20 protein-coding genes are annotated in these 25,565 nt (G+C 62.3%); 12 read left to right on the forward strand and 8 right to left on the reverse strand.

What is annotated here, in order from left to right; translation table 11 throughout:
• Positions 1-77: 77 nt before the first annotated feature.
• Positions 78-518, reverse strand: a complete 441-nt coding sequence (locus FQ668_RS10440) for a universal stress protein (RefSeq protein WP_019436903.1) — start codon at positions 516-518, stop codon at positions 78-80.
• Between the two features lie 110 nt (positions 519-628).
• Here FQ668_RS10440 and FQ668_RS10445 point away from each other — a divergent pair, with 110 nt between their 5' ends.
• The 7 genes from FQ668_RS10445 (at position 629) to FQ668_RS10480 (ending at position 8,962) form a co-directional block, all read left to right on the forward strand.
• Positions 629-1,066 carry a hypothetical protein gene (locus FQ668_RS10445; protein ID WP_019436902.1) on the forward strand — a complete coding sequence of 146 codons (438 nt, stop codon included), beginning with the start codon at positions 629-631 and terminating at the stop codon, positions 1,064-1,066.
• Between the two features lie 614 nt (positions 1,067-1,680).
• Positions 1,681-3,828: a fatty acid oxidation complex subunit alpha FadB gene (gene fadB, locus FQ668_RS10455; protein ID WP_014591781.1), complete on the forward strand. Its 2,148-nt coding sequence runs from the start codon at positions 1,681-1,683 to the stop codon at positions 3,826-3,828.
• A 31-nt stretch (positions 3,829-3,859) separates the two neighbouring features.
• Positions 3,860-5,035, forward strand: coding sequence for an acetyl-CoA C-acyltransferase FadA (fadA, locus tag FQ668_RS10460; protein ID WP_010953128.1), 1,176 nt, complete (start codon positions 3,860-3,862; stop codon positions 5,033-5,035).
• 75 nt (positions 5,036-5,110) lie between these two features.
• Positions 5,111-5,362, forward strand: a complete 252-nt coding sequence (locus FQ668_RS10465; RefSeq protein ID WP_003248769.1) for a DUF1653 domain-containing protein — start codon at positions 5,111-5,113, stop codon at positions 5,360-5,362.
• Positions 5,363-5,462: 100 nt separating this feature from the next.
• Positions 5,463-8,072 carry a type I DNA topoisomerase gene (topA, locus tag FQ668_RS10470; RefSeq protein WP_014591780.1) on the forward strand — a complete coding sequence of 870 codons (2,610 nt, stop codon included), beginning with the start codon at positions 5,463-5,465 and terminating at the stop codon, positions 8,070-8,072.
• Positions 8,073-8,162: 90 nt separating this feature from the next.
• Positions 8,163-8,678, forward strand: a complete 516-nt coding sequence (locus FQ668_RS10475; RefSeq protein ID WP_003248773.1) for a DUF6586 family protein — start codon at positions 8,163-8,165, stop codon at positions 8,676-8,678.
• A 50-nt stretch (positions 8,679-8,728) separates the two neighbouring features.
• Positions 8,729-8,962 (forward strand): hypothetical protein, encoded by a 234-nt coding sequence (locus FQ668_RS10480; RefSeq protein ID WP_003248777.1) that lies wholly within the window; start codon positions 8,729-8,731, stop codon positions 8,960-8,962.
• Between the two features lie 50 nt (positions 8,963-9,012).
• Here the strand turns inward: FQ668_RS10480 and sulA are convergent, their stop codons facing one another.
• Both sulA and lexA read right to left on the reverse strand, forming a co-directional pair.
• Positions 9,013-9,489: an SOS-induced cell division inhibitor SulA gene (gene sulA, locus FQ668_RS10485; protein WP_014591779.1), complete on the reverse strand. Its 477-nt coding sequence runs from the start codon at positions 9,487-9,489 to the stop codon at positions 9,013-9,015.
• Between the two features lie 13 nt (positions 9,490-9,502).
• Positions 9,503-10,111, reverse strand: coding sequence for a transcriptional repressor LexA (lexA, locus tag FQ668_RS10490; protein ID WP_010953131.1), 609 nt, complete (start codon positions 10,109-10,111; stop codon positions 9,503-9,505).
• A 215-nt stretch (positions 10,112-10,326) separates the two neighbouring features.
• On the opposite strand from lexA, the gene FQ668_RS10495 reads away from it, so the two are divergent.
• Both FQ668_RS10495 and nagZ read left to right on the forward strand, forming a co-directional pair.
• Complete coding sequence (locus FQ668_RS10495; RefSeq protein WP_010953132.1) at positions 10,327-11,034, forward strand: TetR/AcrR family transcriptional regulator; 708 nt, start codon at positions 10,327-10,329, stop codon at positions 11,032-11,034.
• A 189-nt stretch (positions 11,035-11,223) separates the two neighbouring features.
• A complete protein-coding gene (gene nagZ / locus FQ668_RS10500) occupies positions 11,224-12,222 on the forward strand; it encodes a beta-N-acetylhexosaminidase (RefSeq protein WP_172830957.1) in 999 nt (332 codons plus the stop codon).
• 126 nt (positions 12,223-12,348) lie between these two features.
• Here the strand turns inward: nagZ and FQ668_RS10505 are convergent, their stop codons facing one another.
• Genes FQ668_RS10505 through mfd form a run of 3 tightly spaced genes read right to left on the reverse strand, consistent with a single transcriptional unit; the run spans position 12,349 to position 19,717 of the window.
• Positions 12,349-15,681 (reverse strand): DEAD/DEAH box helicase, encoded by a 3,333-nt coding sequence (locus FQ668_RS10505; RefSeq protein ID WP_019436900.1) that lies wholly within the window; start codon positions 15,679-15,681, stop codon positions 12,349-12,351.
• 4 nt (positions 15,682-15,685) lie between these two features.
• Positions 15,686-16,258 carry a CsiV family protein gene (locus FQ668_RS10510; RefSeq protein WP_014591776.1) on the reverse strand — a complete coding sequence of 191 codons (573 nt, stop codon included), beginning with the start codon at positions 16,256-16,258 and terminating at the stop codon, positions 15,686-15,688.
• A gap of 9 nt (positions 16,259-16,267) precedes the next feature.
• The gene (mfd, locus tag FQ668_RS10515; protein ID WP_010953136.1) at positions 16,268-19,717 is read right to left on the reverse strand and encodes a transcription-repair coupling factor; all 3,450 of its coding nucleotides are present in this window, start codon (positions 19,715-19,717) and stop codon (positions 16,268-16,270) included.
• 167 nt (positions 19,718-19,884) lie between these two features.
• Between mfd and FQ668_RS10520 the strand changes: the two genes are divergently transcribed.
• From FQ668_RS10520 to sthA, 3 genes are all read left to right on the forward strand, one after another.
• A complete protein-coding gene (locus FQ668_RS10520) occupies positions 19,885-21,348 on the forward strand; it encodes a glyceraldehyde-3-phosphate dehydrogenase (protein WP_010953137.1) in 1,464 nt (487 codons plus the stop codon).
• A gap of 179 nt (positions 21,349-21,527) precedes the next feature.
• Positions 21,528-22,526 carry an FAD:protein FMN transferase gene (locus FQ668_RS10525; protein WP_023390382.1) on the forward strand — a complete coding sequence of 333 codons (999 nt, stop codon included), beginning with the start codon at positions 21,528-21,530 and terminating at the stop codon, positions 22,524-22,526.
• Positions 22,527-22,730: 204 nt separating this feature from the next.
• Positions 22,731-24,125: a Si-specific NAD(P)(+) transhydrogenase gene (sthA, locus tag FQ668_RS10530; RefSeq protein ID WP_003248797.1), complete on the forward strand. Its 1,395-nt coding sequence runs from the start codon at positions 22,731-22,733 to the stop codon at positions 24,123-24,125.
• 48 nt (positions 24,126-24,173) lie between these two features.
• Here the strand turns inward: sthA and FQ668_RS10535 are convergent, their stop codons facing one another.
• Together FQ668_RS10535 and FQ668_RS10540 are read right to left on the reverse strand one after the other, a co-directional pair.
• Positions 24,174-24,890, reverse strand: coding sequence for a glycerophosphodiester phosphodiesterase family protein (locus FQ668_RS10535; RefSeq protein ID WP_003248799.1), 717 nt, complete (start codon positions 24,888-24,890; stop codon positions 24,174-24,176).
• Between the two features lie 31 nt (positions 24,891-24,921).
• Positions 24,922-25,506 carry a PilZ domain-containing protein gene (locus FQ668_RS10540; protein WP_019436882.1) on the reverse strand — a complete coding sequence of 195 codons (585 nt, stop codon included), beginning with the start codon at positions 25,504-25,506 and terminating at the stop codon, positions 24,922-24,924.
• Positions 25,507-25,565: the final 59 nt, after the last annotated feature.

The raw sequence follows: 25,565 nt of genomic DNA on the forward strand, positions 1-25,565 counted from the left end.
GGTAAAGCCGCACCTGGAGGGATTGTCATACCCTCGCAGGTGCGGGCTGGCCCGCGAAGAGGCTGGTTCAGGTCCAGTCAATCCTTCTTCAGCAAGCGTACCGCCAGCACGTCACACGGCGCACCGTGCAGCACATCGTTGGCCGTGGAGCCCAGCAACAATGCCAGGCCGTGACGGCCATGGCTGCCGACAACGATCAGGTCGCACTTCTGGTCCTTGGCCAACTGGTGGATTTCCTGGCGAGGCTGGCCGTAGGTCAGGTGCGAGTCGCCGCGGTTGATTTCCGGGTATTTGTTGAACAGGCGGTCCATGCGCTCCTTGGCCTGGTCGAACTGCTGCTGTTGCAGCTGCGACAGGTCCATCGGTACGTCACCGCCGAAGGCCATGGCCATCGGCTCGACGATGTGCACCAGGGATACCTTGGCATTCGAAGGCTCTGCCAGCGCCATGGCGCGCTTGATCACCGGGTCGCATTCTTCGGTCAGGTCGACGGCGACCAACAAATGTTCGTATTGCATGAGCGGTACTCCTGACAATCGCGATAGAAGAAGTATGGTCGCTTTAGGGCGGGTCTACCGTGAAAAATGGCTAACCAGCTCATTTGCAACGCTTTATGGGAACTACTGATATGACGGTATTGCTGGTGGTGTCAATCCTTGCGCTGATTCTCAGTCCGCTTTCCTGGCTGCGCAGCTCGCGCAAGCAGAGCGAGCAGATGAAGTTGCGCCTGGAGGCGCGGCGCATGGGTTTGGCCATGCAACTGGCGCCGCAGCAGTGGCCGCACTGGCTGGAAAAGGAGCCGCCAAGCCCTTGCCCGCAGTATCACCGAGCCCGTCGCCGTGGGCATGAGGACAGCTTCAGCTTCTGGCAGGTCAGCCCCGGGGTGTGGTGGAACCAGTGGCGTGAGCCCTGCGAAGACCCGCGCTTCATGGGCGCCTTGTCGCGCTTGCCGACGAGTGTGTACAAGGTCGAGGCCGATGCGCGGATGATTGCCCTGTACTGGACCGAACGTGGCGATACTGCTGTGTTGCAGGATGTTGCCTACGCCCTCGAAACCTTGGCTTGAGCGCCGCCCATGCGCGCCCCCGGTAGGCGCGGATTCGCCTGCGAACACCGGCAGAGCCGGTGCCAAACTGCGCGGTGCCTGCTTCGCGGGTAAACGCGCTCCTACGGGGGCGGCGTCCAGGCTGGTCAATCTGTTCTGTAACGACAAAGCGGCGGCTCGGCATAACCCCGAAGGGGTGGGGTGCCAAGTCGCCGCTTTGCGTTCTGCTGCGCAGAAAAGGCCAGGCAGGCCGGGTTATTCATTCAAGCAAGTGCCAGTGTAGTCGCCTTGGCTTGTCGCGCAAGCGCAAAGCAATCAGCCAATGATTGTGGTCAATCGCTGACATGAATGACCGGCGATCACTGTCATCATGTTTTGTACCCGCACGATAGAAAATGACTGGAAAGTCGCGTTTTCGCCATGCTCGTGAGCATTTGACAACGCCCATCTTTTCGGAGAATGTGTGCACACCCAAATCAAACGGGCGTATGAATTGAGCGTTTGTATGTCATGACGCCAAGCCATACGTCCGACTAGCGCGCTGACGGGTGTGCCTGGGGCAAGGCAGCTTAGGCCTGCTTCTGCTGCAGCGATCGGCGTGTACAGTTCAGCTTCCATATCGTGGAGATCAGTTGATGATTTACGAAGGTAAAGCCATCACGGTTAAGGCTCTTGAAAGTGGCATCGTCGAGCTCAAGTTCGACCTCAAGGGTGAGTCCGTCAACAAGTTCAACCGCCTTACCCTGAACGAGCTGCGCCAGGCCGTCGATGCCATCCGGGCCGATGCTTCGGTCAAGGGCGTGATCGTCAGCAGTGGCAAGGACGTGTTCATCGTCGGCGCCGACATCACCGAGTTCGTCGACAACTTCAAGCTGCCTGAGGCCGAACTGGTCGCTGGCAACCTGGAAGCCAATCGCATCTTCAACGCCTTCGAAGACCTCGAAGTGCCGACCGTGGCTGCCATCAACGGCATCGCGCTGGGCGGCGGCCTGGAAATGTGCCTGGCGGCCGACTACCGGGTCATGTCCACCAGCGCCAGGATCGGCCTGCCGGAAGTCAAGCTGGGTATCTACCCGGGCTTCGGCGGTACCGTGCGCCTGCCGCGCCTGATCGGCTCGGACAACGCCATCGAGTGGATCGCCGCCGGTAAGGAAAACCGTGCCGAAGATGCCCTGAAAGTGGGGGCCGTCGACGCCGTGGTCGCCCCTGAGCTGCTGCTGGCCGGTGCCCTCGACCTGATCAAGCGTGCCATCAGTGGCGAGCTGGACTACAAGGCCAAGCGCCAGCCGAAGCTGGAAAAGCTCAAGCTCAATGCCATTGAGCAGATGATGGCCTTCGAGACTGCCAAGGGCTTCGTCGCTGGCCAGGCCGGCCCGAACTACCCGGCCCCGGTCGAAGCGATCAAGAGCATCCAGAAAGCCGCCAACTTCGGTCGCGACAAGGCCCTGGAAGTCGAAGCCGCAGGCTTTGCCAAGCTGGCCAAGACCTCGGTCGCCGAGAGCCTGATCGGCTTGTTCCTGAACGATCAGGAACTCAAGCGCAAGGCCAAGGCGCATGACGAGATCGCCCACGACGTGAAGCAGGCCGCCGTGCTCGGCGCCGGCATCATGGGCGGCGGTATCGCCTACCAGTCGGCGGTCAAAGGTACGCCGATCCTGATGAAAGACATCCGCGAGGAAGCCATTCAGCTGGGTCTGAACGAGGCCTCCAAGCTGCTCGGCAACCGCGTCGAGAAGGGCCGCCTGACCCCGGCCAAGATGGCCGAGGCCCTCAACGCCATTCGCCCGACGCTGTCCTATGGCGATTTCGCCAATGTCGACATCGTCGTCGAGGCTGTGGTCGAGAACCCGAAGGTCAAGCAAGCGGTACTGGCGGAAGTGGAAGGCCAGGTGAAGGACGATGCGATCCTCGCTTCCAACACCTCTACCATCTCGATCAATCTGCTGGCCAAGGCGCTCAAGCGCCCGGAAAACTTCGTCGGCATGCACTTCTTCAACCCGGTGCACATGATGCCGCTGGTTGAAGTGATCCGTGGCGAGAAGTCCAGTGACGTGGCGGTCGCCACCACCGTGGCCTACGCCAAGAAGATGGGCAAGAACCCGATCGTGGTCAACGACTGCCCGGGCTTTTTGGTCAACCGCGTGCTGTTCCCGTACTTCGGTGGTTTTGCCAAGCTGGTCAGCGCCGGTGTCGACTTCGTGCGCATCGACAAGGTCATGGAAAAGTTTGGCTGGCCGATGGGCCCGGCCTACCTGATGGACGTGGTCGGCATCGACACCGGTCACCATGGCCGTGACGTCATGGCCGAAGGCTTCCCGGATCGCATGAAGGACGAGCGCCGCTCGGCGGTCGACGCGTTGTACGAGGCCAACCGCCTGGGCCAGAAGAACGGCAAGGGCTTCTACGCCTACGAAACCGACAAGCGCGGCAAACCGAAGAAGGTCTTCGATGCCACCGTGCTCGACGTGCTCAAACCGATCGTGTTCGAGCAGCGTGAAGTCACTGACGAAGACATCATCAACTGGATGATGGTCCCGCTGTGCCTGGAGACCGTGCGTTGCCTGGAAGACGGCATTGTCGAAACCGCCGCCGAAGCTGACATGGGCCTGGTCTACGGCATTGGTTTCCCTCCCTTCCGCGGTGGTGCGCTGCGTTACATCGACTCGATCGGTGTGGCCGAATTCGTCGCCCTGGCCGATCAGTATGCCGACCTGGGGCCGCTGTACCACCCGACCGCCAAGCTGCGTGAAATGGCCAAGAACGGCCAGCGCTTCTTCAACTGAGCGGTCAACGAGCTAGAGCGAGAGATTTGATATGAGCCTGAATCCAAGAGACGTGGTGATTGTCGACTTCGGTCGCACGCCAATGGGCCGCTCCAAGGGTGGCATGCACCGCAATACCCGCGCCGAAGACATGTCGGCGCACCTGATCAGCAAACTGCTGGAACGCAACGGCAAGGTCGACCCGAAAGAAGTCGAGGACGTGATCTGGGGCTGCGTCAACCAGACCCTGGAGCAGGGCTGGAACATCGCCCGCATGGCTTCGCTGATGACCCCGATCCCGCACACCTCTGCGGCGCAGACCGTCAGCCGCCTGTGCGGCTCGTCCATGAGCGCCCTGCACACTGCTGCCCAGGCGATCATGACCGGTAACGGTGATGTGTTCGTGGTGGGTGGCGTGGAGCACATGGGCCACGTCAGCATGATGCACGGCGTCGACCCCAACCCGCACCTGTCCTTGCATGCCGCCAAGGCTTCCGGGATGATGGGCCTGACTGCAGAGATGCTCGGCAAGATGCACGGCATCACCCGTGAGCAGCAGGACCTGTTCGGCTTGCGCTCGCACCAGCTGGCCCACAAGGCCACGGTCGAAGGCAAGTTCAAGGACGAGATCATCCCGATGCAGGGCTACGACGAGAACGGCTTCCTGAAGGTGTTCGATTTCGACGAAACCATTCGCCCGGAAACCACCCTCGAAGGTCTGGCGTCGCTCAAGCCTGCGTTCAACCCGAAAGGCGGTACGGTCACGGCCGGTACCTCGTCGCAGATCACCGACGGCGCCTCGTGCATGATCGTCATGTCCGGTCAGCGTGCCATGGACCTGGGTATCCAGCCATTGGCGGTGATCCGTTCGATGGCAGTGGCCGGTGTCGACCCGGCAATCATGGGTTACGGCCCGGTGCCATCGACCCAGAAAGCCCTCAAGCGTGCGGGCTTGACGATGGCCGATATCGACTTCATCGAGCTCAACGAAGCCTTCGCTGCACAGGCCCTGCCCGTGCTGAAAGACTTGAAAGTGCTCGACAAGATGGATGAGAAGGTTAACCTGCACGGCGGCGCCATTGCTTTGGGCCACCCGTTCGGTTGCTCCGGGGCGCGGATTTCCGGCACCCTGCTTAACGTCATGAAGCAAAATGGCGGTACGTTGGGTGTTGCGACCATGTGCGTCGGCCTGGGCCAAGGTATCACCACTGTCTTCGAACGCGTCTGATCGCGTAGCGGGACAGCAGCCGGGGCCTAGTGCCCCGGTTTTGTTTTTTCAGGTTTTATTCAGGAGGTGTGCAACATGCAGATACAACCAGGCGTATACCGGCATTACAAAGGGCCTGAGTACCGTGTCTTCAGTGTTGCGCGGCACTCCGAAACCGAAGAGTGGATGGTGTTCTACCAATGCCTGTATGGTGATTACAGCTTCTGGGTACGTCCCCTGTCGATGTTCCAGGAGTCCGTCGAATTTGACGGCGAGCAGGTGCCACGCTTTGCTTTGGTCAAGGCCGAAGAGGGGCTGCCCGGGTTGCTGGGCAAGTCGCACGCGTGATCGTCCGAGCTTGACCTCACACTTTTGCCACTATATATAGCGGTGCCGCGTCTGGCACTTGGCGCGTTTTTTATCTTCAGATTCAGGAATACTCCGATCCATGGGCAAATCGCTGGTCATTGTGGAATCCCCGGCCAAGGCCAAGACCATCAACAAGTACCTGGGCAACCAGTACGTGGTGAAGTCGAGTATCGGCCATATCCGAGACCTCCCCACCAGCGGTTCGGCCAGCGCGAGCAAAGAGCCGGCCGCCAAGCGTGGCAAGGCTGCGGGTGAGGCGCCGGCGCTTTCGCCGAAAGAGAAGGCCCGCCGTCAGCTGGTGGCACGCATGGGCGTCGACCCCGACCATGGCTGGAAGGCCAAGTACGAGATCCTGCCTGGCAAGGAAAAGGTGATCGAAGAGCTGCGCCGCCTGGCCAAGGATGCCGACACCATCTATCTCGCAACCGACTTGGACCGCGAAGGGGAAGCCATTGCCTGGCACCTGCGCGAGGCCATTGGGGGTGACGACACCCGCTACAAGCGCGTGGTGTTCAACGAAATTACCAAGAAGGCCATTCAGGAGGCCTTCTCTCAGCCAGGCGAGCTGGACATCGACCGGGTCAACGCCCAGCAGGCGCGGCGTTTCCTCGACCGCGTGGTCGGTTACATGGTTTCGCCGCTGCTGTGGGCAAAGATTGCCCGTGGTCTGTCCGCTGGCCGTGTGCAGTCGGTAGCGGTGAAGCTTGTGGTAGAGCGCGAGCGTGAAATCCGCGCGTTCATCCCGGAAGAGTACTGGGAGATCCACGCCGACCTCGGCACCGCCAAGAACGCCAAGGTGCGTTTCGAGGTGGCGCGCGAGAAGGGCGAGGCCTTCAAGCCGCTGAATGAAGCTCAGGCCATGGCTGCGCTGGAAAAGCTCAAGGCTTCCAGCTACAGCGTGGTCAAGCGTGAAGACCGCCCGACCAGCAGCAAGCCATCGGCACCGTTCATTACTTCTACCTTGCAGCAAGCGGCCAGTAACCGCCTGGGCTTCGGTGTGAAGAAAACCATGATGATGGCGCAGCGCTTGTACGAAGCGGGTTACATCACCTACATGCGTACCGACTCGACCAACCTGTCGGCTGACGCCCTGGATATGGCACGCAGCTACATCGAACGGGAGTTCGGCAAGCAGTACCTGCCGGAGGCGCCACTGGTTTACGGCAGCAAGGAGGGCGCCCAGGAGGCGCACGAAGCGATTCGGCCTTCTGACGTGAATACCCACCCGACCAAGCTCAGCGGCATGGAGCGTGACGCCGAGCGCCTGTACGAACTGATCTGGCGCCAGTTCCTGGCGTGCCAGATGCCGCCAGCGCAGTACCTGTCCACCAGCGTTACCGTCGCTGCCGGCGATTTCGAGCTGCGCGCCAAGGGCCGCATCCTCAAGTTCGACGGTTACACCCGTGTGCTGCCACAGCAGAGCAAACCGGGCGAAGACGATGTGCTGCCAGAGATGGTGCAGGGTGAAGCACTCAAACTGATCCAGATCGACCCGAGCCAGCATTTCACCAAGCCACCTGCACGCTTTACCGAAGCCAGCCTGGTCAAGGAAATGGAAAAGCGCGGTATTGGCCGCCCATCGACCTACGCGGCGATCATTTCCACCATCCAGGACCGTGGCTATGTGACGCTGCACAACCGCCGCTTCTACTCCGAGAAGATGGGCGACATCGTCACCGAGCGTTTGTCGGAGAGTTTCTCCAACCTGATGGACTACGGCTTTACTGCCGACATGGAAGAGAACCTCGACGACGTGGCCCAGGGCGAGCGTGACTGGAAGAACGTGCTCGACGAGTTCTACGGCGATTTCAGCAAAAAGCTGCAGACTGCCGAGTCCAGCGAAGACGGCATGCGTGCCAACCAGCCGACCATGACCAACATTCCGTGCAAGGAATGTGGTCGGCCGATGATGATTCGCACGGCCTCTACAGGTGTGTTCCTGGGTTGCTCTGGCTATAGCCTGCCGCCGAAAGAGCGCTGCAAGGCTACCGTCAACCTGGTGCCGGGCGACGAGATTGCCGCTGACGACGAGGGCGAGTCGGAATCGCGCGTGTTGCTGGGCAAGCACCGTTGCCCGATCTGCGCCACGGCGATGGACGCCTACCTGCTGGACGAGAAACACAAACTGCACATCTGCGGCAACAACCCGGATTGCGCCGGTTACGAGATCGAAGAAGGCAACTACCGCATCAAGGGTTACGAAGGGCCGAGCCTGGAGTGCGACAAGTGCGGTAGCGAGATGCAATTGAAGACCGGCCGTTTCGGCAAGTTCTTCGGCTGCACCAACCCGACGTGCAAGAACACCCGCAAGCTGCTCAAGAGCGGCGAGGCGGCGCCACCGAAGATGGACAAGGTGGACATGCCGGAGCTCAAGTGCGAGAAAGTCGACGATACCTACGTGCTGCGCGACGGTGCTTCCGGGTTGTTCCTGGCTGCCAGCCAGTTCCCCAAGAACCGCGAAACCCGTGCGCCGCTGGTGATGGAAATTGTGCCGCACAAGCATGAGATCGACCCGAAGTACCACTTCCTGTGCGATGCGCCGCAGAAAGACCCGGATGGCCGCCCGGCGGTGATTCGCTACAGCCGCAAGACCAAGGAGCAGTACGTGCAGTCCGAGGTCGATGGCAAGCCGACCGGCTGGAAGGCGTTCTACGACGGTAACGCCTGGAAGGTTGAAGACAAGCGCTGATCCATCGGTGCTGTAATGTGGGGCCGCTTTGCGGCCCCAATCATTTATGATGCAGATATCCGCCTTGTAGCCTTATGGGAGGGCACTGAAATGGCCCAGGAACTCTACACCCGTACCAACCAGAAACTGTTCTTCGCCGGCCTCGCCCTTGAGTCCATGGCCAAGGCGGAACAAAGCCAGGCCATGAATGCCCAAGGCCTGGTTCAGGCTGAGCGCGAGTCGGCGCTGTTCCACCTGTATGGTGCTCTGTTGGGGCTGTGCCATGAGATCGGGGGCTTTTACCGCCTGCCGGTTGTCGCAACGGTGGAGCAAGCCCTGGCTGACGATGCCCTGAACGGTATCGCCATCCCGGAGGTGGCCGAGTTGCTGGAGCTGGCCCGTCAGCGGGAAACCTGGCTGGCGCAAATGCTCGGTGCTTATGCCGATTTGTTCCGACCGCCGGTCGCCAGAAAAGCGCCGAAAACCGACGTTACCCAGCCCCTGATTCAAGCTGTCAATCTTGATGAGCCTGAGCATCCAGCGCTGTCGCGTGCCGAGCTGGAAAGCTGGCGCAATGACCTTAAAAGTTTGGTGAGACGTTTCCGTGACGCGTTGAGTGAGTGCTGATAGCCGCAACGGCTGGTACAATAATCGCCTTTCGCGGAGAACTGCCATTTATGTCTACGTCTTTTCTGGAAATTGTCGAGTTGCCTGACGGCCGCATCGAACTTCGTCGCGCCGAGGATGAGGGCTCTCTGGTAACCCTGGATTTCTCGGAAGACGCCAAGGTGTTCCTGCAGGGTCAGCATGTGGAAGTGGCCAAGGCCATGCTCAGTGTGGGTGTGCAGATGGCCGGTCGCCTGATGGATGGCGAACTCGAGCGTGATGAAGGGCCGCGTGTGCTGCACTGAGTGTGCAGCAGCGTATCAGGCTATTTGAAGTGACAGGCAAAGCCTGAACATCAGCCGAGGCGGATGTTCAGGCTTTGTGCGTTTCCGGCACTGGCTGCACGTAGCAGTTGCTGGCGTGCAGTGGCATTGACGTTGCCCAGCCAGCTCACCACGGTGTGGCTGAGGCCCAGGTGCAAAGCCTCACAGGCCAGTTGCAGCGCGCTTTGATTGCTGCGGGGTTGCAGCAGCAGAATACGTTCACGGTTGAGCCCGGCATCGCGCAGCCAGGCATGGGTCAGGCTTGGCGGTGGGGCGATCAGGGTCAGCCAGCGGGTCTCGTCCTCTTCGCTCAGTTCGCGCAGCACGGGTGCCAGCAGGCTTTGGCAGTGGCCAGGGGCACCGCGCAGCGACAGTTCGCTGAACAGCTCGGGCTGACTGCTCTTGCGCGCCGGTTCCCTGGCTTTCAGGCCAGGCAGCACAGGCTGGGCGAGGAATGCTTCGAACAGGGGCAACTGGGCTTGTTCGGGTGCGTGAATGAACTGCTGCATGACGCCTCCTGGATCAGCGGCGAATAACGCCGACGCTCAAGCCCTCAATCACCAGCTCCTGTTCTTTCAGGTCGACTTCGATGGGGGCGAATTCGGGGTTTTCGGCAAGCAGCCAGACTTTGCTGCCTTCGCGCTTGAAGCGCTTGACGGTGACTTCGTCACCGATACGCGCTACCACGATCTGGCCGTTGCGGGCTTCACGGCAGGTGTGCACAGCCAGCAGGTCACCGTCGAAGATGCCGACGTCCTTCATGCTCATGCCGTGTACACGCAGCAAATAGTCGGCTTGGGGGTGGAAGAAGGCAGGGTTGATGTTGCAGGATTGCTCGATGTGCTGTTCGGCAAGAATCGGCGCACCGGCGGCGACCCGGCCGATGATCGGCAAGCCGGCTTCTTCGGCCTTGGCTTCCAGGCCAGGGATGCGGATGCCGCGGGAAGCGCCCGGCGTCATTTCGATCGCGCCCTTGCGGGCAAGGGCCTTGAGGTGCTCCTCGGCGGCATTGGGCGACTTGAAGCCCAGCTCCTGAGCAATCTCGGCGCGAGTAGGCGGGAAGCCGTTGTCTTCCAGGCAGCGCTTGATGAACGCGAGAATTTCGGCTTGGCGTGGCGTCAGTTTCAACATGGTAAGCGCTCTGTCTTTTTGTACAGTGACTGGGATTATATACAGTACTGGGTGCGCTGCAAGCCAAAAGGCGCAATAAACAGAAGAGGTGGCGCTTGCAGTGGGCCGGCTGGCGCTTTTAAATGGCGACCGCCCAGTCACGGAGCCTTGACAGAAGCAGGGCTGAAACGTATGTTTCAAACACCTGTTTGTCTGACGGAGTAGTCGGAGTAGTCATGGCCCAATCGGAAACCGTTGAACGCATTCTCGACGCTGCCGAGCAGCTGTTCGCGGAAAGGGGGTTCGCCGAAACCTCGTTGCGGCTGATTACCAGCAAGGCCGGGGTCAACCTGGCGGCAGTCAACTATCATTTCGGCTCCAAGAAGGCGCTGATCCAGGCTGTTTTCTCGCGTTTCCTTGGCCCATTCTGCGCCAGTCTCGAGCGTGAACTGGAGCGCCGCCAGGCCAAGCCGGAACACAAGCCCAGCCTCGAAGAACTGCTGGAAATGCTCGTAGAGCAGGCGCTGGCCGTGCAGCCGCGCAGCAACAACGACCTGTCGATCTTCATGCGCCTGCTGGGCCTGGCGTTCAGCCAGAGCCAGGGTCACTTGCGGCGCTATCTGGAAGACATGTACGGCAAGGTGTTCCGCCGCTACATGCTGCTGGTGAACGAGGCTGCGCCGCGCATTCCGCCACTGGAACTGTTCTGGCGTGTGCACTTCATGCTGGGTGCCGCGGCCTTCAGCATGTCCGGTATCAAGGCCCTGCGGGCGATTGCCGAGACCGACTTCGGCATCAACACCTCGATCGAGCAGGTGATGCGCCTGATGGTGCCGTTCCTGGCGGCAGGCATGCGCGCTGACAGCGGTGTGACCGACGAGGCGATGGCCACTGCGCAGCTGCGCCCGCGAACAAAGACCGGTTCGGCTACCGCCAAGGCCTGAAGGCTGGGCGTGGCGGGGCGCTTCCGATAAGCTAGCGCCCATGCCCGATTTCGATCTACTTCGCATCACCCTTGCTGACCAGTGCCTGTATGGCTCCGCCTGTGGCCAACGGCGCGTGTCTGCCGGTGTCTGCTGCCCCCCGGTGGGCCTCTCTCTGTCTTCAATGAAGGATTACCCATGACTGTCAGCCTGCAAGGCTCCCTGATGGTGGATATCGCCGGTAAATGGCTGACCGCCGAAGACCGTCAACTGCTTCGCCAGCCGGAAGTGGCTGGCCTGATCATCTTCGCCCGCAATATCGACAACCCGCGCCAGGTGCGCGAACTGTGCGCGTCCATCCGCGCCATTCGCCCCGATCTGATCCTGGCAGTGGACCAGGAAGGCGGGCGCGTACAGCGTCTGCGCCAGGGCTTTGTGCGCCTGCCGGCCATGCGTGCGCTGGCCGATAACGACAATGCCGAGTACCTGGCTGAGCAGTGCGGCTGGCTGATGGCGACCGAGGTACTGGCGGTTGGCCTGGACCTCAGCTTCGCTCCGGTGCTCGACCTGGACCACCAGCGCAGCGCCGTGGTGGGCAGCCGCGCCTTCGAGGGGGACCCGCTGCGGGCAACGCGCCTGGCCGGCGCGTTCATCCGTGGCATGAATGCGGCGGGTATGGCCGCGTGTGGCAAGCATTTCCCGGGGCATGGCTGGGCCGAAGCCGATTCGCACGTGGCCATCCCCACCGATGAGCGCAGCCTGGAACAACTGCGCCAGGCCGACCTGGTGCCGTTTACCCGCCTGAGTGGGCAGCTGGCGGCAGTGATGCCGGCGCATGTCATCTACCCGCAGGTTGACAACCAGCCCGCTGGCTTCTCGCGGCGTTGGTTGCAGGACATCCTGCGTGGCGAGCTGGGCTTTGACGGTGTGATCTTCAGTGATGACCTGTCGATGGCCGGTGCGCATGTGGTTGGCGATGCAGCCAGCCGTATCGAAGCGGCGCTGAGCGCCGGTTGTGATATGGGCCTGGTGTGCAATGACCGGGCGGCGGCGGAGCTGGCACTGAGTGCAGCGCAGCGCATGAAGGTCAAGCCGTCGCCGCGGATTGCGCGGATGCGTGGGCAAGGGTTTGCGCGAACCGATTATCGCCAACAGCCGCGCTGGCTGGAGGCGTTGGGGGCGTTGAAGGAAGCTCAGCTGGTCGATTGACTGCGCGGGCCTGTCCGTTCCCGCAAGTCGGGTTTGTCCGCGAATACGGTGGCGGCAACGGTGAACGGCGAGGGGGGAATTGGCCAGCAGGCCCGGCCCATTCGCGGGTGAACCCGCTCCTACGCTCTATCCCCCTTTGGCCTGCCGTCCGCGCTTTCCGGGCAATGGCGCAAACAGGGCCTCGATTTCTTCATCGCCAAGCCGCCACTGCCCAGCCTGCCCGCCGTCCAGCAGGCTGGCTGCCAGTGCTGCCTTTTCCTGCTGCAACAACTGAATCTTCTCTTCCACCGTTCCCCGGGTAATCAGTTTGAACACGAACACCGGCTTGTCCTGGCCGATGCGGTAGGCACGGTCGGTAGCCTGGTTTTCGCTGGCCGGGTTCCACCAGGGGTCGAAGTGGATCACGGTGTCCGCCGCCGTCAGGTTCAAGCCTACGCCCCCCGCCTTGAGGCTGATCAGGAACACTTCGCTTTCACCTTGCTGGAACTGCTGCACGGGCGTGCGACGGTCGCGAGTGTCGCCGGTCAGCAGGCTGTAGCGGATCTTGCGCTTCTCGAGCTCCTGCTCGATCAGCGCCAGCATCGAAGTGAACTGTGAGAACAACAACACCCTGCGCCCTTCGCTGAGCAGTTCTTCGAGCATTTCCAGCAGCGCACCCAGCTTGCCCTTGTCGGCCTGGTTGCCTTTGCTTTCTACCCCCTTGACCAGGCGCAGGTCACAGCACACCTGGCGCAGCTTGAGCAACGCGTCGAGGATCACGATCTGGCTGCGTGCGGCGCCATTGCGGGCGATTTCGTCGCGGACCTTCTGGTCCATGGCCACTCGCACGGCCTCGTAGGTATCGCGCTGGGCATCACTGAGCTCGACCCAGTGCACCATCTCGGTCTTGGCCGGCAGTTCTGTGGCCACCTGCTCCTTGGTGCGGCGCAGCAGGAACGGCCGGATGCGGCTGGCCAGGTGGGTCATGCGCTCGCTGTCACCGTGGCGTTCGATCGGGTTGCGGTAATCCTGGTTGAAGCGCTTCAGGTCGCCCAGCCAGCCGGGCATCAGGAAGTGGAAGATCGACCACAGTTCGCCCAGGTTGTTTTCCATCGGCGTGCCGGTCAGGCACAAACGCTGCCCGGCCTGTAGCTCGCAGACGGCGAGGGCAGCCTTGCTGCTGCTGCTCTTGATGTTTTGCGCCTCGTCCAGTATCAGCACGTGCCAGGCCTGGGGGCGCAGCTGTTCGAGGTCGCGTGGCATCAGGGCGTAAGTGGTCAGGACCAGATCGTACTCATGCAGCTTGGTGAAGTGCTTGCTGCGCCCCGGTCCATGCAGTGCCAGGACGCGCAGGTCGGGGGCGAAGCGCTGGGCTTCGTCCAGCCAGTTGGGTATGAGGCTGGTCGGCATGACTGCCAGGGCCGGTGCACTCAGGCGCCCGGACTGTTTCTCCAGCAGCAGATGGGCCAAGGCCTGCAGGGTCTTGCCCAGGCCCATGTCGTCGCCGAGGATGCCGCCGGTACCCATCTCGCGCAGGGCCTGCAGCCAGTTCAGGCCTTGCTGCTGATAAGGGCGCAAGCTGGCCTGCAGCCCGGTGGGCGGTTCTACCTGCAGGTCCCGGGCATCGCGCAGACGCCGGCCCAGATCGCGTACGTGCTCGCCACCTTCCCAGTGCAGGGGCAGGCCTTCGATTTCGTTCAGGCGCGCGGCGTCGGCACGCTCCATGCGCAGGGACGGGCCTGCCGTGTCCTCGTGCAGGTAGAGCTCGCCCAGGGTACCCATGACTGCCTTGATGCGGCCGTAGGGCAGGGCGACGCGCAAAGCCGGGGCATCGAGACGGCCGCGATTGAGGTCGATCAGCAGATGTTCGTCATCACTGCGCCGGGCCAGTTCGCTAGGGCGTAGCAGCTCCGGGCTGCTGCGCAGCAGGTGCAACACGATCGGCAGCAGGCTGTGGCGCTGGCCATCGACCACGATGCCTAGTTCCAGGTCGAACCATTCATGGCCAGGCGCTTCGTCGATGGTTGCATACCAGTCGTCCACCTCCTGCAGGTTGAAGGCGAAGTCGCGGTGAATATCGATGTCCCAGCCGGCTTCGCGCAGGCGCGGCAGGCCTTCGCGGGCAAAGCGCAGCCAGGCTTCGTCGTCAGGCAACTGGTGCATTTCGCCGGCGCTGTCGGGTAGGGCCTTGCTCTGCCGTGTGGCGGGTTTGAAGCCGAAATCGCGCAGCACCTTGCGCAGCGCCTGCTCGGCTTGAGCCTGGCGGCGAATGCGCTGGCTGGTGCTGCCTGCCAGGCGGGTCAGCGGCTTCTCGTCGGTGCCGCTGGCCTGCAAGCCGTCATAATCGAACGCCAATGCGGCGCGGTGTTGCATCTGCCGTTGCATGCGACCGGTTTTCGGCATGTAGGCGGTGTATTCAAGGCTGCCGAGAGCAAGAAGGGGCTTTGGCTGGATGTTATCGAGCAACTGCTCCTGCACTTGCGTCGGGGTCGGCACCTTGTGGCTGAGGGCATTGAGCTTGTGGCTCAGGGGTACGACCAGGTGTTCCGGTACATCGGGTGCGATAGTCAGCTGCACGGCGACGTGCGGATCCAGGCTGTGCTCGACCTTGCCCACTTCACGGGTCGGCAGGTCCAGGTAGTAAAGCGGCAGCAGCGGGATGACGCAGCGCAGCATCGCTTCTCCGCTGTACCACCGCCCCCGGTAATTTCCGTTGTCCAGGCGTACCCAGCGAAACTCGGCGTGGCGCACCGGGCCTTCATGAAGCAGGGGAAGGTCGGTATCGAAGAACATTCGGCCGGTTTCGAGGGCGCGCTGGAACAGCTCGCCACCCTCATGGCCCTTCAGTTTGTAGCCGCGATCCTGGCCTCCGCCCTGATTCAGGGCCGAGAGCAGGCGCAGAATGCGGATGTCTTCGTCTGTTACGAAGCGCGGTGGCTCGTAGAGAAAATCGTAAAGGGACTGGACGCGGCTGAAGCGGATGCCGTCCTCCGTCCGCGTGCCCTTGCGCACAAGCAGGGCGCAGCCGGCATCGTCGGTAAGCTGCAGCTGATAGCACACCATGCGCCCACGCTTGTCTTCGGTAGCGTCGGCTTTGGGCGGGGCCTGCTCCAGGCCGCTCAACCAGTGCTGCAATTCGGCAGACAAGGCGCCTGGGGTGGCTTGCGTGACCTCGCTACGGGAAAAGCGGTCGCTCACACAGAAAAGGACAGCGGCGCAATGCTTGCAATTGTGACGTACCGGGCAATCGCAGTCACCGCGCACATGGCAGCGGCCGCCCGCTACGTGCAACTCGATGCGTTGCCGGTAGTGGTTGTTGCCGCTCCCTTGGCAACTGGCCGTTATGATTGGCCCATGAATGCCTTCCGGTTCGGCCCTGCCTTCCTCGGCATAGCGCTCACCGCGCTGCAGGGCAGCTTTGCTGAACGATTGAATCCAGTTCGGATAGGCGTTCACCATTTCGGCGGCATCGTCCTTCATGGGCTTACTGCTCCATCATCTCCGGGTCCATCACCGGCATTTTCGGCGTGCCTGGTGGGGTCACCTTCAGCAGCACCGCCAGGTGCCCGCCGTCGAGAAAGGTCAGCTGGCCGCCCTTGACGTTGCTGTTGCTCTGCCTGAACTGCTCGCTTTGCAGCACGCTGCCGTTGCCATCCAGCTGGTTGACCCAGAAGTTGGCCTCGACGGTAATGAAGCGGCCTTCAGCGATGCTCAGGTTGCCTTCGATAGGGAAGTGCCCGAACTGTTCGGTGCCTTCGCCCAGGGCGATGCGGCTGGGTTCGCTGCCCACCTGCTGTTGCCAGGCCTTGTGCATCAGCACCGTGTAGTCGGCGGTGGCTTCCAGGCGGGTGGCTTCATCTTCCAGTGCGGGGCGGCGCTCGGCGTCTTTCGCCAGGCGTGGGGCGCCAGCGCTCCAGTCTTCGGGGGCGAACGGGCTGGTGAAGGCGGGCACGCTGTTCTGCCGCACCAGAATCATTTCTACCTGATACAGGCCTTCGGCGAAGGCAGCTGGGGCGAACAGCGCCAGCAGCAGGGTCAGGCAACGGATGGCACGCATGAGTCTTCCTTAGGCAGGCTGTGGGGTCAGGCGCTCGAACAGCGCCTCCAGGGTATTGAAACGTTCGTCGGGGCGTTCCATCGGTACCAGGAAGCGGAACTGGGTGGCGCCTTCGAACTTGTAACGTTTGGGCTGACCCTGGATCAGCTTGATCAGGGTCAGTGGGTCGACCGGTGTTTCGGCTTCGAACTCGAGCTTGCCACCGTTGGGCCCCGCATCGACTTTCTTGATGCCGAGCTTTTCCGCGTGCAGCTTGAGTGACGTCAGGCGCATCAGGTTCTTGGTCGGCTCTGGCAGCAAGCCGAAGCGGTCGATCATCTCGACCTGCAAGTCCTTGAGGCCTTCTTCGTCGGCAGCCGAGGCGATGCGTTTGTACAGGATCAGGCGCGCATGCACGTCAGGCAGGTAGTCCTCGGGGATCAGTGCCGGCAGGCGCAGGTTGATCTCCGGGCCGCCGCCCAGTGGTTGCTCAAGGTTCGGCTGGGTGCCTTTACGGATTGCCTTGACCGCACGTTCGAGCATTTCCATGTACAGGGTGAAGCCCACCGCCTGGATCTGCCCGCTCTGGCCTTCGCCCAGTAGCTCGCCGGCACCGCGGATTTCCAGGTCGTTGGTTGCCAGCACAAAGCCTGCGCCAAGGTCTTGCGTGTTGGCGATCGCCTCCAGGCGTTTTTCGGCGTCGGCGCTCACCTTCTGACGGGTAGGTGTGAGCAGGTAGGCGTAGGCCTGGTGGTGGCTACGGCCAACCCGGCCACGCAGCTGGTGCAACTGGGCCAGGCCGAACTTGTCGGCGCGCTCGATGACAATGGTGTTGGCGCTGGGCACGTCGATACCGGTTTCGATAATGGTCGAGGCCACCAGCACGTTGAAACGCTTGTGGTAGAAATCGCTCATCACCTGTTCCAGCTCGCGTTCGCGCATTTGCCCGTGGCCGATGCCGATGCGTGCCTCGGGCACCAGCTCGGCAAGGTCGGCGGCGCATTTTTCGATGGTTTTCACATCGTTGTGCAGGTAGTACACCTGGCCACCGCGCAACAGTTCGCGCAGCAGCGCCTCCTTGACCGTGCTCTTGTTCTGTTCCATGACGAAGGTGCGCACCGACAGGCGGCGTGCTGGCGGCGTGGCGATGATCGACAGGTCGCGCATGCCCGCCACCGCCATGTTCAGCGTGCGCGGAATCGGCGTGGCGGTCAGGGTGAGGATATCGACCTCGCTGCGCAGCGCCTTCAGCTGTTCTTTCTGGCGCACGCCAAAGCGGTGCTCTTCATCGATGATGGCCAGGCCCAGGTCTTTGAAGCGCACGTCGTCCTGCAGCAGCTTGTGGGTGCCGATGAGGATGTCGATCTTGCCTTCGGCAAGGTCCGCAGCGGCGGCGGCCACTTCCTTGGCCGACTTGAAGCGGCTCATCACTTCCACGGTCACGGGCCAGTCGGCAAAGCGGTCGCGGAAGCTGTTGTAATGCTGCTGGGCGAGCAGGGTGGTGGGCACCAGTACGGCCACCTGGCGGCCACTGTGCACGGCGATGAACGCCGCGCGCATGGCCACTTCGGTCTTGCCGAAGCCCACGTCGCCGCAGACCAGGCGGTCCATTGGCTTGGGGGCCAGCATGTCGGCGCGCACGGCCTCGATGGCGGCCTGCTGGTCCGGAGTTTCCTCGAACGGGAAGCCGGCGCTGAAGGTGGCGTAGTCGGCCGACGGGTCGGCAAACGCGTAGCCCTTGCGCGCGGCGCGGCGAGCATAGATATCGAGCAGTTCGGCGGCCACGTCGCGGACCTGTTCAGCGGCCTTGCGCTTGGCCTTCTGCCAGGCCTCCGAACCCAGCCGGTGCAACGGTGCCAGGGCGTCGTCGCTGCCGGTGTAGCGGGCGATCAGGTGCAGGTTGGCCACCGGCACATACAGCTTGGCGTTCTCGGCGTATTCCAGCGTCAGGAATTCGGCGGCCTGGCCATCGATTTCCAGGGTGGCCAGGCCCAGGTAGCGGCCGACGCCATGGTCGATGTGCACCACCGGCGCACCTTCGCGCAGCTCGGTGAGGTTCTTGATGACCGCGTCGTTGGCGGTTTCGCCGCGCTTGTCACGGCGCCGGCGCTGCATCACCCGCTGGCCGAACAGTGGGCTTTCGGCAATCAGGGCCAGCCCTGGATCGTCCAGCAGCAGGCCGTCGTCCAGCGGGGCGATGGTGATCGCCAGGCGCTCGGCACCGGTAATGAAGTCGTCCCAGCCTTCGACGGTATGCGGGCGCAGCTTCAGACGTTCGAGCAGCTCCAGCAGCACTTCCCGGCGGCCTGCTGATTCGGCGGTGAAGAGTACGCGGCCGGGGAACTGGTCGAGGAAGTTGGCCAGCTCGGCCAGCGGCTGGTTGGCCTTGGCCTCGATGGCCAGGTTGGGCAGGGCGCGCGCCGGGAAGCGCTCGCGGCCCACGCCAGGCTCCAGCTCTTCGCTGCTGACCACCACCCGGGGCCATTGCTTGAGCCGGGCGAAGCAATCTTCCACCGGCAGGAACAGCTCGGCCGGCGGCAACAGCGGCCGGCTGAGGTCGCCGCGGCGGTCTTCATAACGCCCGCGCACGTCGTTCCAGAAGTGCTCGGCGGCCTGTTCCACCCCGGGTAGCGAGAACACCTGGGTGTCGGTCGGCAGGTAGTCGAACAGGGTCGAGGTTTCTTCGAAGAACAGTGGCAGGTAGTACTCGATACCGGCGGGGATGATGCCGCTGGCCAGGTCCTGGAAGATTGCACTGCGGCGGAAGTCGACGTCGAAGCGCTCGCGAAAGCGTGCCTTGAAGCGGGTCACTTCTTCCTTCTGCATCGGGAATTCGCGTGCTGGCAGCAGGCGCACCGAATCCACCTTGTCGATCGAGCGCTGGGTCTCGGGGTCGAAGGTGCGCAGCGTCTCGATCTCGTTATCGAACAGGTCGATGCGGTAGGGCAGTTTGCTGCCCATCGGGAACAGGTCGATCAGCGCGCCGCGCACGGCGAACTCGCCATGCTCGTAGACGGTGTCGACACAACGATAACCGCTGGCCTCCAGGCGCAGGCGCATCTGTTCCACGTCGATGGTCTGGCCCACATCCAGCACCAGGCTGCTGCCCAGCAGAAAACGCGTGGGCGCCAGGCGGTGCAGGGCGGTGGTGATCGGTACCACGAGGATGCCGTGGCTCAGCTCCGGCAGGCGGTACAGGCTGGCGATGCGCTGGGAGATGATGTCCTGGTGTGGCGAGAACAGGTCGTAGGGCAGGGTTTCCCAATCGGGGAACGGCAGCACGGGCAGGTCCGGGGCAAAGAAGCGCAGCTCCTGCTCCAGACGGTCGGCGGCCTGGCTGTCGGCCGTCAGCAGCAGGGTGAAGCGGCCAGCGCTGCTGGCGGCTTCGGCGATGGCAAGGCTGAGGGCGGCACCGGGCAGGTTGCCCCAGGTTTGTTTGCCGGCCGTGGCCGACATTTGCGGTAGGCGCAGAACTGACACGGGAGATTGCACTCCAAGCGTTGCGGCAAAGAGACCGATTGTACCGGTGACGGTGCCGGCTGTCAGGCTCGAAAGGGCATGAACGCTGGCTTGCGTCACTGCGTCAGGCACTCATTGCCGGTTCCGCGTTGGGGCGTCATAATGTAGCCCCTTTTTTCTGTCCCTACATGTGGAAGGTTCCCGTGACTCAGAAGCCCGACCAGTGTCTTGGTGAGTGGATTGATCGTGAAGCCCTGGCTGAAGCGATGATCCCGCTTATCGGTCAGCTCTACCGCAATAACAATGTGGTGAGCTCGATTTATGGCCGCAGCCTGATCAACCGTTCGGTTATCTCGATTCTCAAGGCGCACCGCTTTGCGCGCCACCGCCAAACCGACGAAACCGAACTGTCCGTCCACGAGACATTCCCCCTGCTCAAGGCCATGAGCGAGCTGAAACTGGGCGCCGCATCGGTCGACCTGGGCAAGCTGGCCAACAAGTTCAAGCAGGAAGGCAATGGCCGCACTGCCGAGCAGTTCGTCCGTGAAGAGTTGGCCGACGTGGTCGGTCAGCAGAACGCTTCGGCGCGCAAAGGCACCGACGTTGTCCTGTACGGCTTCGGTCGCATCGGCCGCCTGCTGGCGCGCATCCTGATCGAGAAGACCGGTGGTGGTGACGGCCTGCGTCTGCGTGCCATCGTCGTGCGCAAAGGCGCCGAAAACGACCTGGTCAAGCGTGCCAGCCTGCTGCGCCGTGACTCGGTGCACGGCCCGTTCGATGGCACCATCACCATCGACGAAGCCAACAACACCATCACTGCCAACGGCAACCTGATCCAGGTTATCTACGCCAAGAGCCCGAGCGAAGTCGACTACACCCAGTACGGCATCGACAATGCGCTCATCGTCGACAACACCGGCGTATGGCGTGACGCCGACGGCCTGGGCCAGCACCTGGCCTGCCCGGGTGCTGCTCGCGTGATCCTCACCGCACCTGGCAAGGGCGCGCTGAAGAACATCGTGCACGGTATCAACCACGGTGATATCACTGCCGATGACAAGATCATCTCGGCGGCCTCCTGCACCACCAACGCCATCGTGCCGGTGCTCAAGGCCATCAACGACCAGTACGGCATCGTCAACGGCCACGTCGAAACCGTTCACTCGTTCACCAACGACCAGAACCTGATCGACAACTTCCACAAGGGCAGCCGCCGTGGCCGTGCCGCGCCGCTGAACATGGTAATCACCGAAACCGGCGCCGCCACCGCTGCTGCCAAGGCACTGCCAGTGCTGAAGGGCAAGCTGACCGGCAACGCCATTCGTGTCCCGACGCCGAACGTTTCGATGGCCATCCTGAACCTGAACCTGGAAAAGGCCACCACCCGCGACGAGATCAACGAGTACCTGCGCCAGACCGCCATGCACTCGGAGCTGCACAAGCAGATCGACTACGTGGCTTCGCAGGAAGTGGTTTCGACCGACTTCGTCGGCTCGCGCCACGCCGGTGTGGTTGACGCAGAGGCGACCATCGCCAACGACAACCGCGTTGTTCTGTACGTCTGGTACGACAACGAATTCGGTTATAGCTGCCAGGTGGTTCGTGTGATGGAAGACATGGCCGGTGTGAACCCGCCAGCGTTTCCACGCTGATTCGCTTGTAAGGAAATGAAAAAACGGGAACCTTCGGGTTCCCGTTTTTTTTATTCTGAATGTGTGTTGTCAGAGCCGGCCCTTTCGCGGGTAAACCCGCTCCTACAGGACTATCGCTGCCCCTGTAGGAGCGGGTTTACCCGCGAAGAGGCCAGCCCCGGCAACCGAGAAACCAAACCTTGCGCACAGCCCTACTGTTCATTCTGCTGCTACTCACCGCCTGCAACCAGGGCCCCACCCTGGAACGCCTGGGTGGCCCGACCATGGGCAGCAGCTACAGCATCCAGTACGTCCGCGAGCCTGGTGGCCCGCTGCCGGCCCAGGTGCAGATGGCGGTGGAAACCATCCTGCACGACATCGATCACCACTACTCGACCTACCGCGGCGACTCCATCGTAAGCCAGTTCAACCGCTTACCTGCGGGCCAGTGCCTAGCCTTGCCGCCTGATATGCTCGAGTTGGTCAGCCTGGGCCAGCACCTTGCCGAGCAGAGCGATGGCGCTTTCGATCTCACGGTAGAGCCATTGCTCGACTTGTGGGGCTTCGGCCCTCAGGCCCGTCACGAGCAAGTGCCCGAACCACAGGCACTGGCCCAGGTACGCCAGCGCGTGGGTTACCAGCACTTGCGCGTCAAAGGTCGAGCCCTGTGCAAGGATGCCCCGGTGCAACTCGACTTCAACAGCATCGTCGCCGGCCATGCTGTCGACTTGATCGCTGCGCGCCTGCAGGCCATGGGTATCAGCAATTTTGTCGCCGAGGCCACTGGGGAGCTGAAGGCGGTTGGCCGCAAGCCTGACGGCAGCCCTTGGCGTATTGCCCTGGAACTGCCCCGCGAAGACCGTCAGGTCGCCCGCCAGATCATCCCGGTCAATAGCCTTTCAGTATCAACCTCGGGTGACTATCGGCACTATTTCGAGCAGAATGGCCGGCGCTATTCGCACACCTTCGATGCCCGCCTCGGACGCCCGGTCGAACATGACCTGGCTGCCGTTACGGTGCTGGACACCTCAGCACTGCTGGCCGATGGCTATTCGACGCTGCTGCTCATCCTGGGCCCACAGCGAGGCTGGGATTTTGCCGTGGCGCATGATCTGGCTGCGGTTTTGGTGACTCGAGCAGAGGGAGGCTTCGTCTCCCGAGCTACGCCCGCGTTCGAACGGGCAGTGAAAGGCCAGTGAAAGCACAAGCAGGGATGATTGCCGCCAGGGAATGGGTGAAGCATATGTAGTGCGGGCAAAATTGGCCTACGACGCGACCAAGGGTTAATGTGCGCGGCGTTCAGGGTTGATTAGACTGCACCCGAATTTTCTCATGGCGCCCCGGCGGCATGATCGTGCCCCGCGAGCGACCGTGGCTTGCGGGCCAGTTCTGAAGGAGTACGCATGGCTGTCTACAACTACGACGTAGTGGTGCTGGGTTCCGGCCCGGCCGGTGAAGGCGCGGCAATGAACGCCGCCAAAGCAGGGCGCAAGGTAGCGATGGTCGATGACCGTCGCCAGGTCGGTGGCAACTGCACCCACTTGGGTACCATTCCGTCCAAGGCACTGCGTCACTCGGTGCGGCAGATCATGCAGTTCAACACCAACCCGATGTTTCGTGCCATCGGCGAGCCGCGCTGGTTCTCGTTCCCGGACGTGCTGAAAAGCGCCGAGAAGGTCATCGCCAAGCAGGTGGCATCGCGCACCGGCTACTATGCCCGTAATCGCGTCGACGTGTTCTTCGGCACTGGCAGCTTTGCCGACGAGCAAACCGTGGAAGTGGTGTGCCCGAACGGCGTGGTCGAGAAGCTCAACGCCAAGCACATCATCATCGCGACCGGCTCGCGCCCCTACCGCCCGGCCGACATCGACTTCCACCACCCGCGCGTGTACGACAGCGACACCATCCTCAGCCTCAGTCATACCCCGCGCAAGCTGATCGTGTACGGTGCCGGCGTGATCGGTTGCGAGTACGCTTCGATCTTCAGTGGCCTGGGCGTATTGGTCGAGCTGGTCGACAACCGTGGCCAGCTGCTGAGCTTCCTCGACTCGGAAATTTCCCAAGCGCTGAGCTACCACTTCAGCAACAACAACATCACCGTGCGCCACAACGAAGAGTATGAGCGCGTCGAAGGCCTGGACAACGGGGTGATCCTGCACCTCAAGTCGGGCAAGAAGATCAAGGCCGACGCCTTGCTGTGGTGCAACGGCCGTACCGGCAATACTGACAAGCTGGGCCTGGAAAACATCGGCATCAAGGTGAACAGCCGCGGCCAGATCGAGGTCGACGAGGCCTACCGTACCACCGTGCCGAACATCTACGGTGCCGGCGACGTGATCGGCTGGCCAAGCCTGGCCAGTGCCGCTCATGACCAGGGCCGGTCGGCCGCTGGCAGCATTGTCGATAACGGCAGCTGGCGCTTCGTCAACGACGTGCCGACGGGTATCTACACCATTCCCGAGATCAGCTCGATCGGCAAGAACGAGCAGGAGCTGACCCAGGCCAAGGTGCCGTACGAAGTGGGCAAGGCCTTCTTCAAGAGCATGGCGCGTGCGCAGATCGCCGGCGAGCCGCAGGGCATGCTGAAGATCCTGTTCCACCGCGAAACCCTGGAAATCCTCGGCGTGCATTGCTTCGGCTACCAGGCTTCGGAAATCGTCCACATTGGCCAGGCGATCATGAACCAGCCGGGTGAGCAGAACAACCTGAAGTACTTCGTCAACACCACATTCAACTACCCGACCATGGCCGAAGCCTATCGGGTAGCTGCCTATGACGGCCTGAACCGGCTTTTTTGAGCGGCTCCGACCGGTGGCCTGAGCCGGTCGGAGAGACCGATTTCAACCCTACCCGAGGGTGGTCTTGGCCAAACCGGGAAAGTCTGTAATCAGGCTGTCCACACCAAAGTCAGCAAGCCGGCGCATCAGTGCCGGCTCGTTGACCGTCCATACCGACACATGCAAACCCTGGCCCTGTGCTTTGAGCAGGCGCTCGGGGGTGCACAGCGTCCAGTTCAATGCCAGCAGTTCGCAGCCGTAGTTCTGTGCCACCTTCAGCGGGTCGAGCCAGGCGTATTCGGCCACCAGCCCACGCTTCACGTCTGGCACCAGTTCCAGGGCGGCGCCCAGTACTTCGCGTGAACTGGAGGTGATGGTCACCTTGTCCAGCAGGCCATATTGCTGGGCCAGTTCACGGATTGCCAGGACGGTGGTGGCTGCGCGGGTGCGCGAGGCGCTTTTCACCTCCAGTTGCCAGTGCTCGAACGGGCATTTTTCGAACAGCTCTTCCAGTTTCGGGATCGGGCAGGGCTGCACATGGCCCGGGCCGCCTTTGCGGGCATCGATCTTGACCAGTTCGGCGGCCGGGTGCTCGACCACTTTGCCGCGCCGGCCCGTGGTGCGCTTGAGGGTGGGGTCGTGGATGACCATCAGTTCGTTGTCGGATGACAAGTGCAGGTCCAGCTCGCAGCGGGTCACGCCATGGGACAGGCATTGCTGAAAGCTCTTCAGGGTGTTCTCGGGTGCTTCGCCCTTGGCGCCGCGATGGCCGTAGATCAGGGTCACGTTCGTTCCTTCAAATCAGGGAGAAATTGGCTCAGGAGGCGGAGTCGTTCAGTTCCAGCTGCTGGCGCCGTTGCTGTTGCTGGCGCTGCAGGATGTAACGGGCCAGCAGTTGCCGTTGGGCGTCGGTCATGTCGATGAACTCGGTGCCGACCTCGAAGCCGCCCTCAGGGCGAGGGTCGCAATGGGTGACCTTGCCGCGCAGCAGCAGGCCATGGGCGCGCGGCATCAGCACCATTTTTACTTTCACTCGGGTACCGGGGGCAATCTGTGTGGCTTGGGCGAATTCGATGCCGCCTTCGGAGATGACCACCGGCAGCGGCTCGCCGACCTCGCCAAGCAGGGTTTGCCCAACCACCGCGCTGAGCAAGTCGAGGCGCTTGTTCTGTGCCCGCAGGAACGCGGCGAGCGTACGGTCCTTGTCGCTTAGCTGGCGCAACAGGTGTTGCGACTCGAAGTCGGCCAGGTGCAGCTCGCTGAGCAGGTTGAATAGCGGCGAATCATCTTGCAACACATCTGGGTCAAGGGCTTCGGCCGCGCTAAGGGGGCTTATTTGAAGTGCGATCCGATCTTCGATGCGGTAGTATTCGCGGCGATCTTCTTCGTCTAATGTCGTCATGGCGAACCCAAGGTAGCGGCGGTGGTCCGAGTGTAAAGCCGCCGTAGGCGCCTCGCCAC

The sequence above is a fragment of the Pseudomonas sp. Kh14 genome (genome assembly GCF_900291005.1).
Classification (GTDB): Bacteria; Pseudomonadota; Gammaproteobacteria; order Pseudomonadales; family Pseudomonadaceae; genus Aquipseudomonas; species Aquipseudomonas alloputida.

Coding starts and splice junctions, on each gene's coding strand:
- sthA (WP_003248797.1), top strand. CDS start 22,731: ATGGCTGTCTACAACTACGACGTAGTGGTGCTGGGTTCCGGCCCGGCC.
- FQ668_RS10465 (WP_003248769.1), top strand. CDS start 5,111: ATGCAGATACAACCAGGCGTATACCGGCATTACAAAGGGCCTGAGTAC.
- topA (WP_014591780.1), top strand. CDS start 5,463: ATGGGCAAATCGCTGGTCATTGTGGAATCCCCGGCCAAGGCCAAGACC.
- FQ668_RS10510 (WP_014591776.1), bottom strand. CDS start 16,258: ATGCGTGCCATCCGTTGCCTGACCCTGCTGCTGGCGCTGTTCGCCCCA.
- fadA (WP_010953128.1), top strand. CDS start 3,860: ATGAGCCTGAATCCAAGAGACGTGGTGATTGTCGACTTCGGTCGCACG.
- FQ668_RS10480 (WP_003248777.1), top strand. CDS start 8,729: ATGTCTACGTCTTTTCTGGAAATTGTCGAGTTGCCTGACGGCCGCATC.
- FQ668_RS10445 (WP_019436902.1), top strand. CDS start 629: ATGACGGTATTGCTGGTGGTGTCAATCCTTGCGCTGATTCTCAGTCCG.
- FQ668_RS10505 (WP_019436900.1), bottom strand. CDS start 15,681: ATGAAGGACGATGCCGCCGAAATGGTGAACGCCTATCCGAACTGGATT.
- sulA (WP_014591779.1), bottom strand. CDS start 9,489: ATGCAGCAGTTCATTCACGCACCCGAACAAGCCCAGTTGCCCCTGTTC.
- fadB (WP_014591781.1), top strand. CDS start 1,681: ATGATTTACGAAGGTAAAGCCATCACGGTTAAGGCTCTTGAAAGTGGC.
- FQ668_RS10495 (WP_010953132.1), top strand. CDS start 10,327: ATGGCCCAATCGGAAACCGTTGAACGCATTCTCGACGCTGCCGAGCAG.
- lexA (WP_010953131.1), bottom strand. CDS start 10,111: ATGTTGAAACTGACGCCACGCCAAGCCGAAATTCTCGCGTTCATCAAG.
- FQ668_RS10440 (WP_019436903.1), bottom strand. CDS start 518: ATGCAATACGAACATTTGTTGGTCGCCGTCGACCTGACCGAAGAATGC.
- FQ668_RS10475 (WP_003248773.1), top strand. CDS start 8,163: ATGGCCCAGGAACTCTACACCCGTACCAACCAGAAACTGTTCTTCGCC.
- FQ668_RS10540 (WP_019436882.1), bottom strand. CDS start 25,506: ATGACGACATTAGACGAAGAAGATCGCCGCGAATACTACCGCATCGAA.
- FQ668_RS10520 (WP_010953137.1), top strand. CDS start 19,885: ATGTGGAAGGTTCCCGTGACTCAGAAGCCCGACCAGTGTCTTGGTGAG.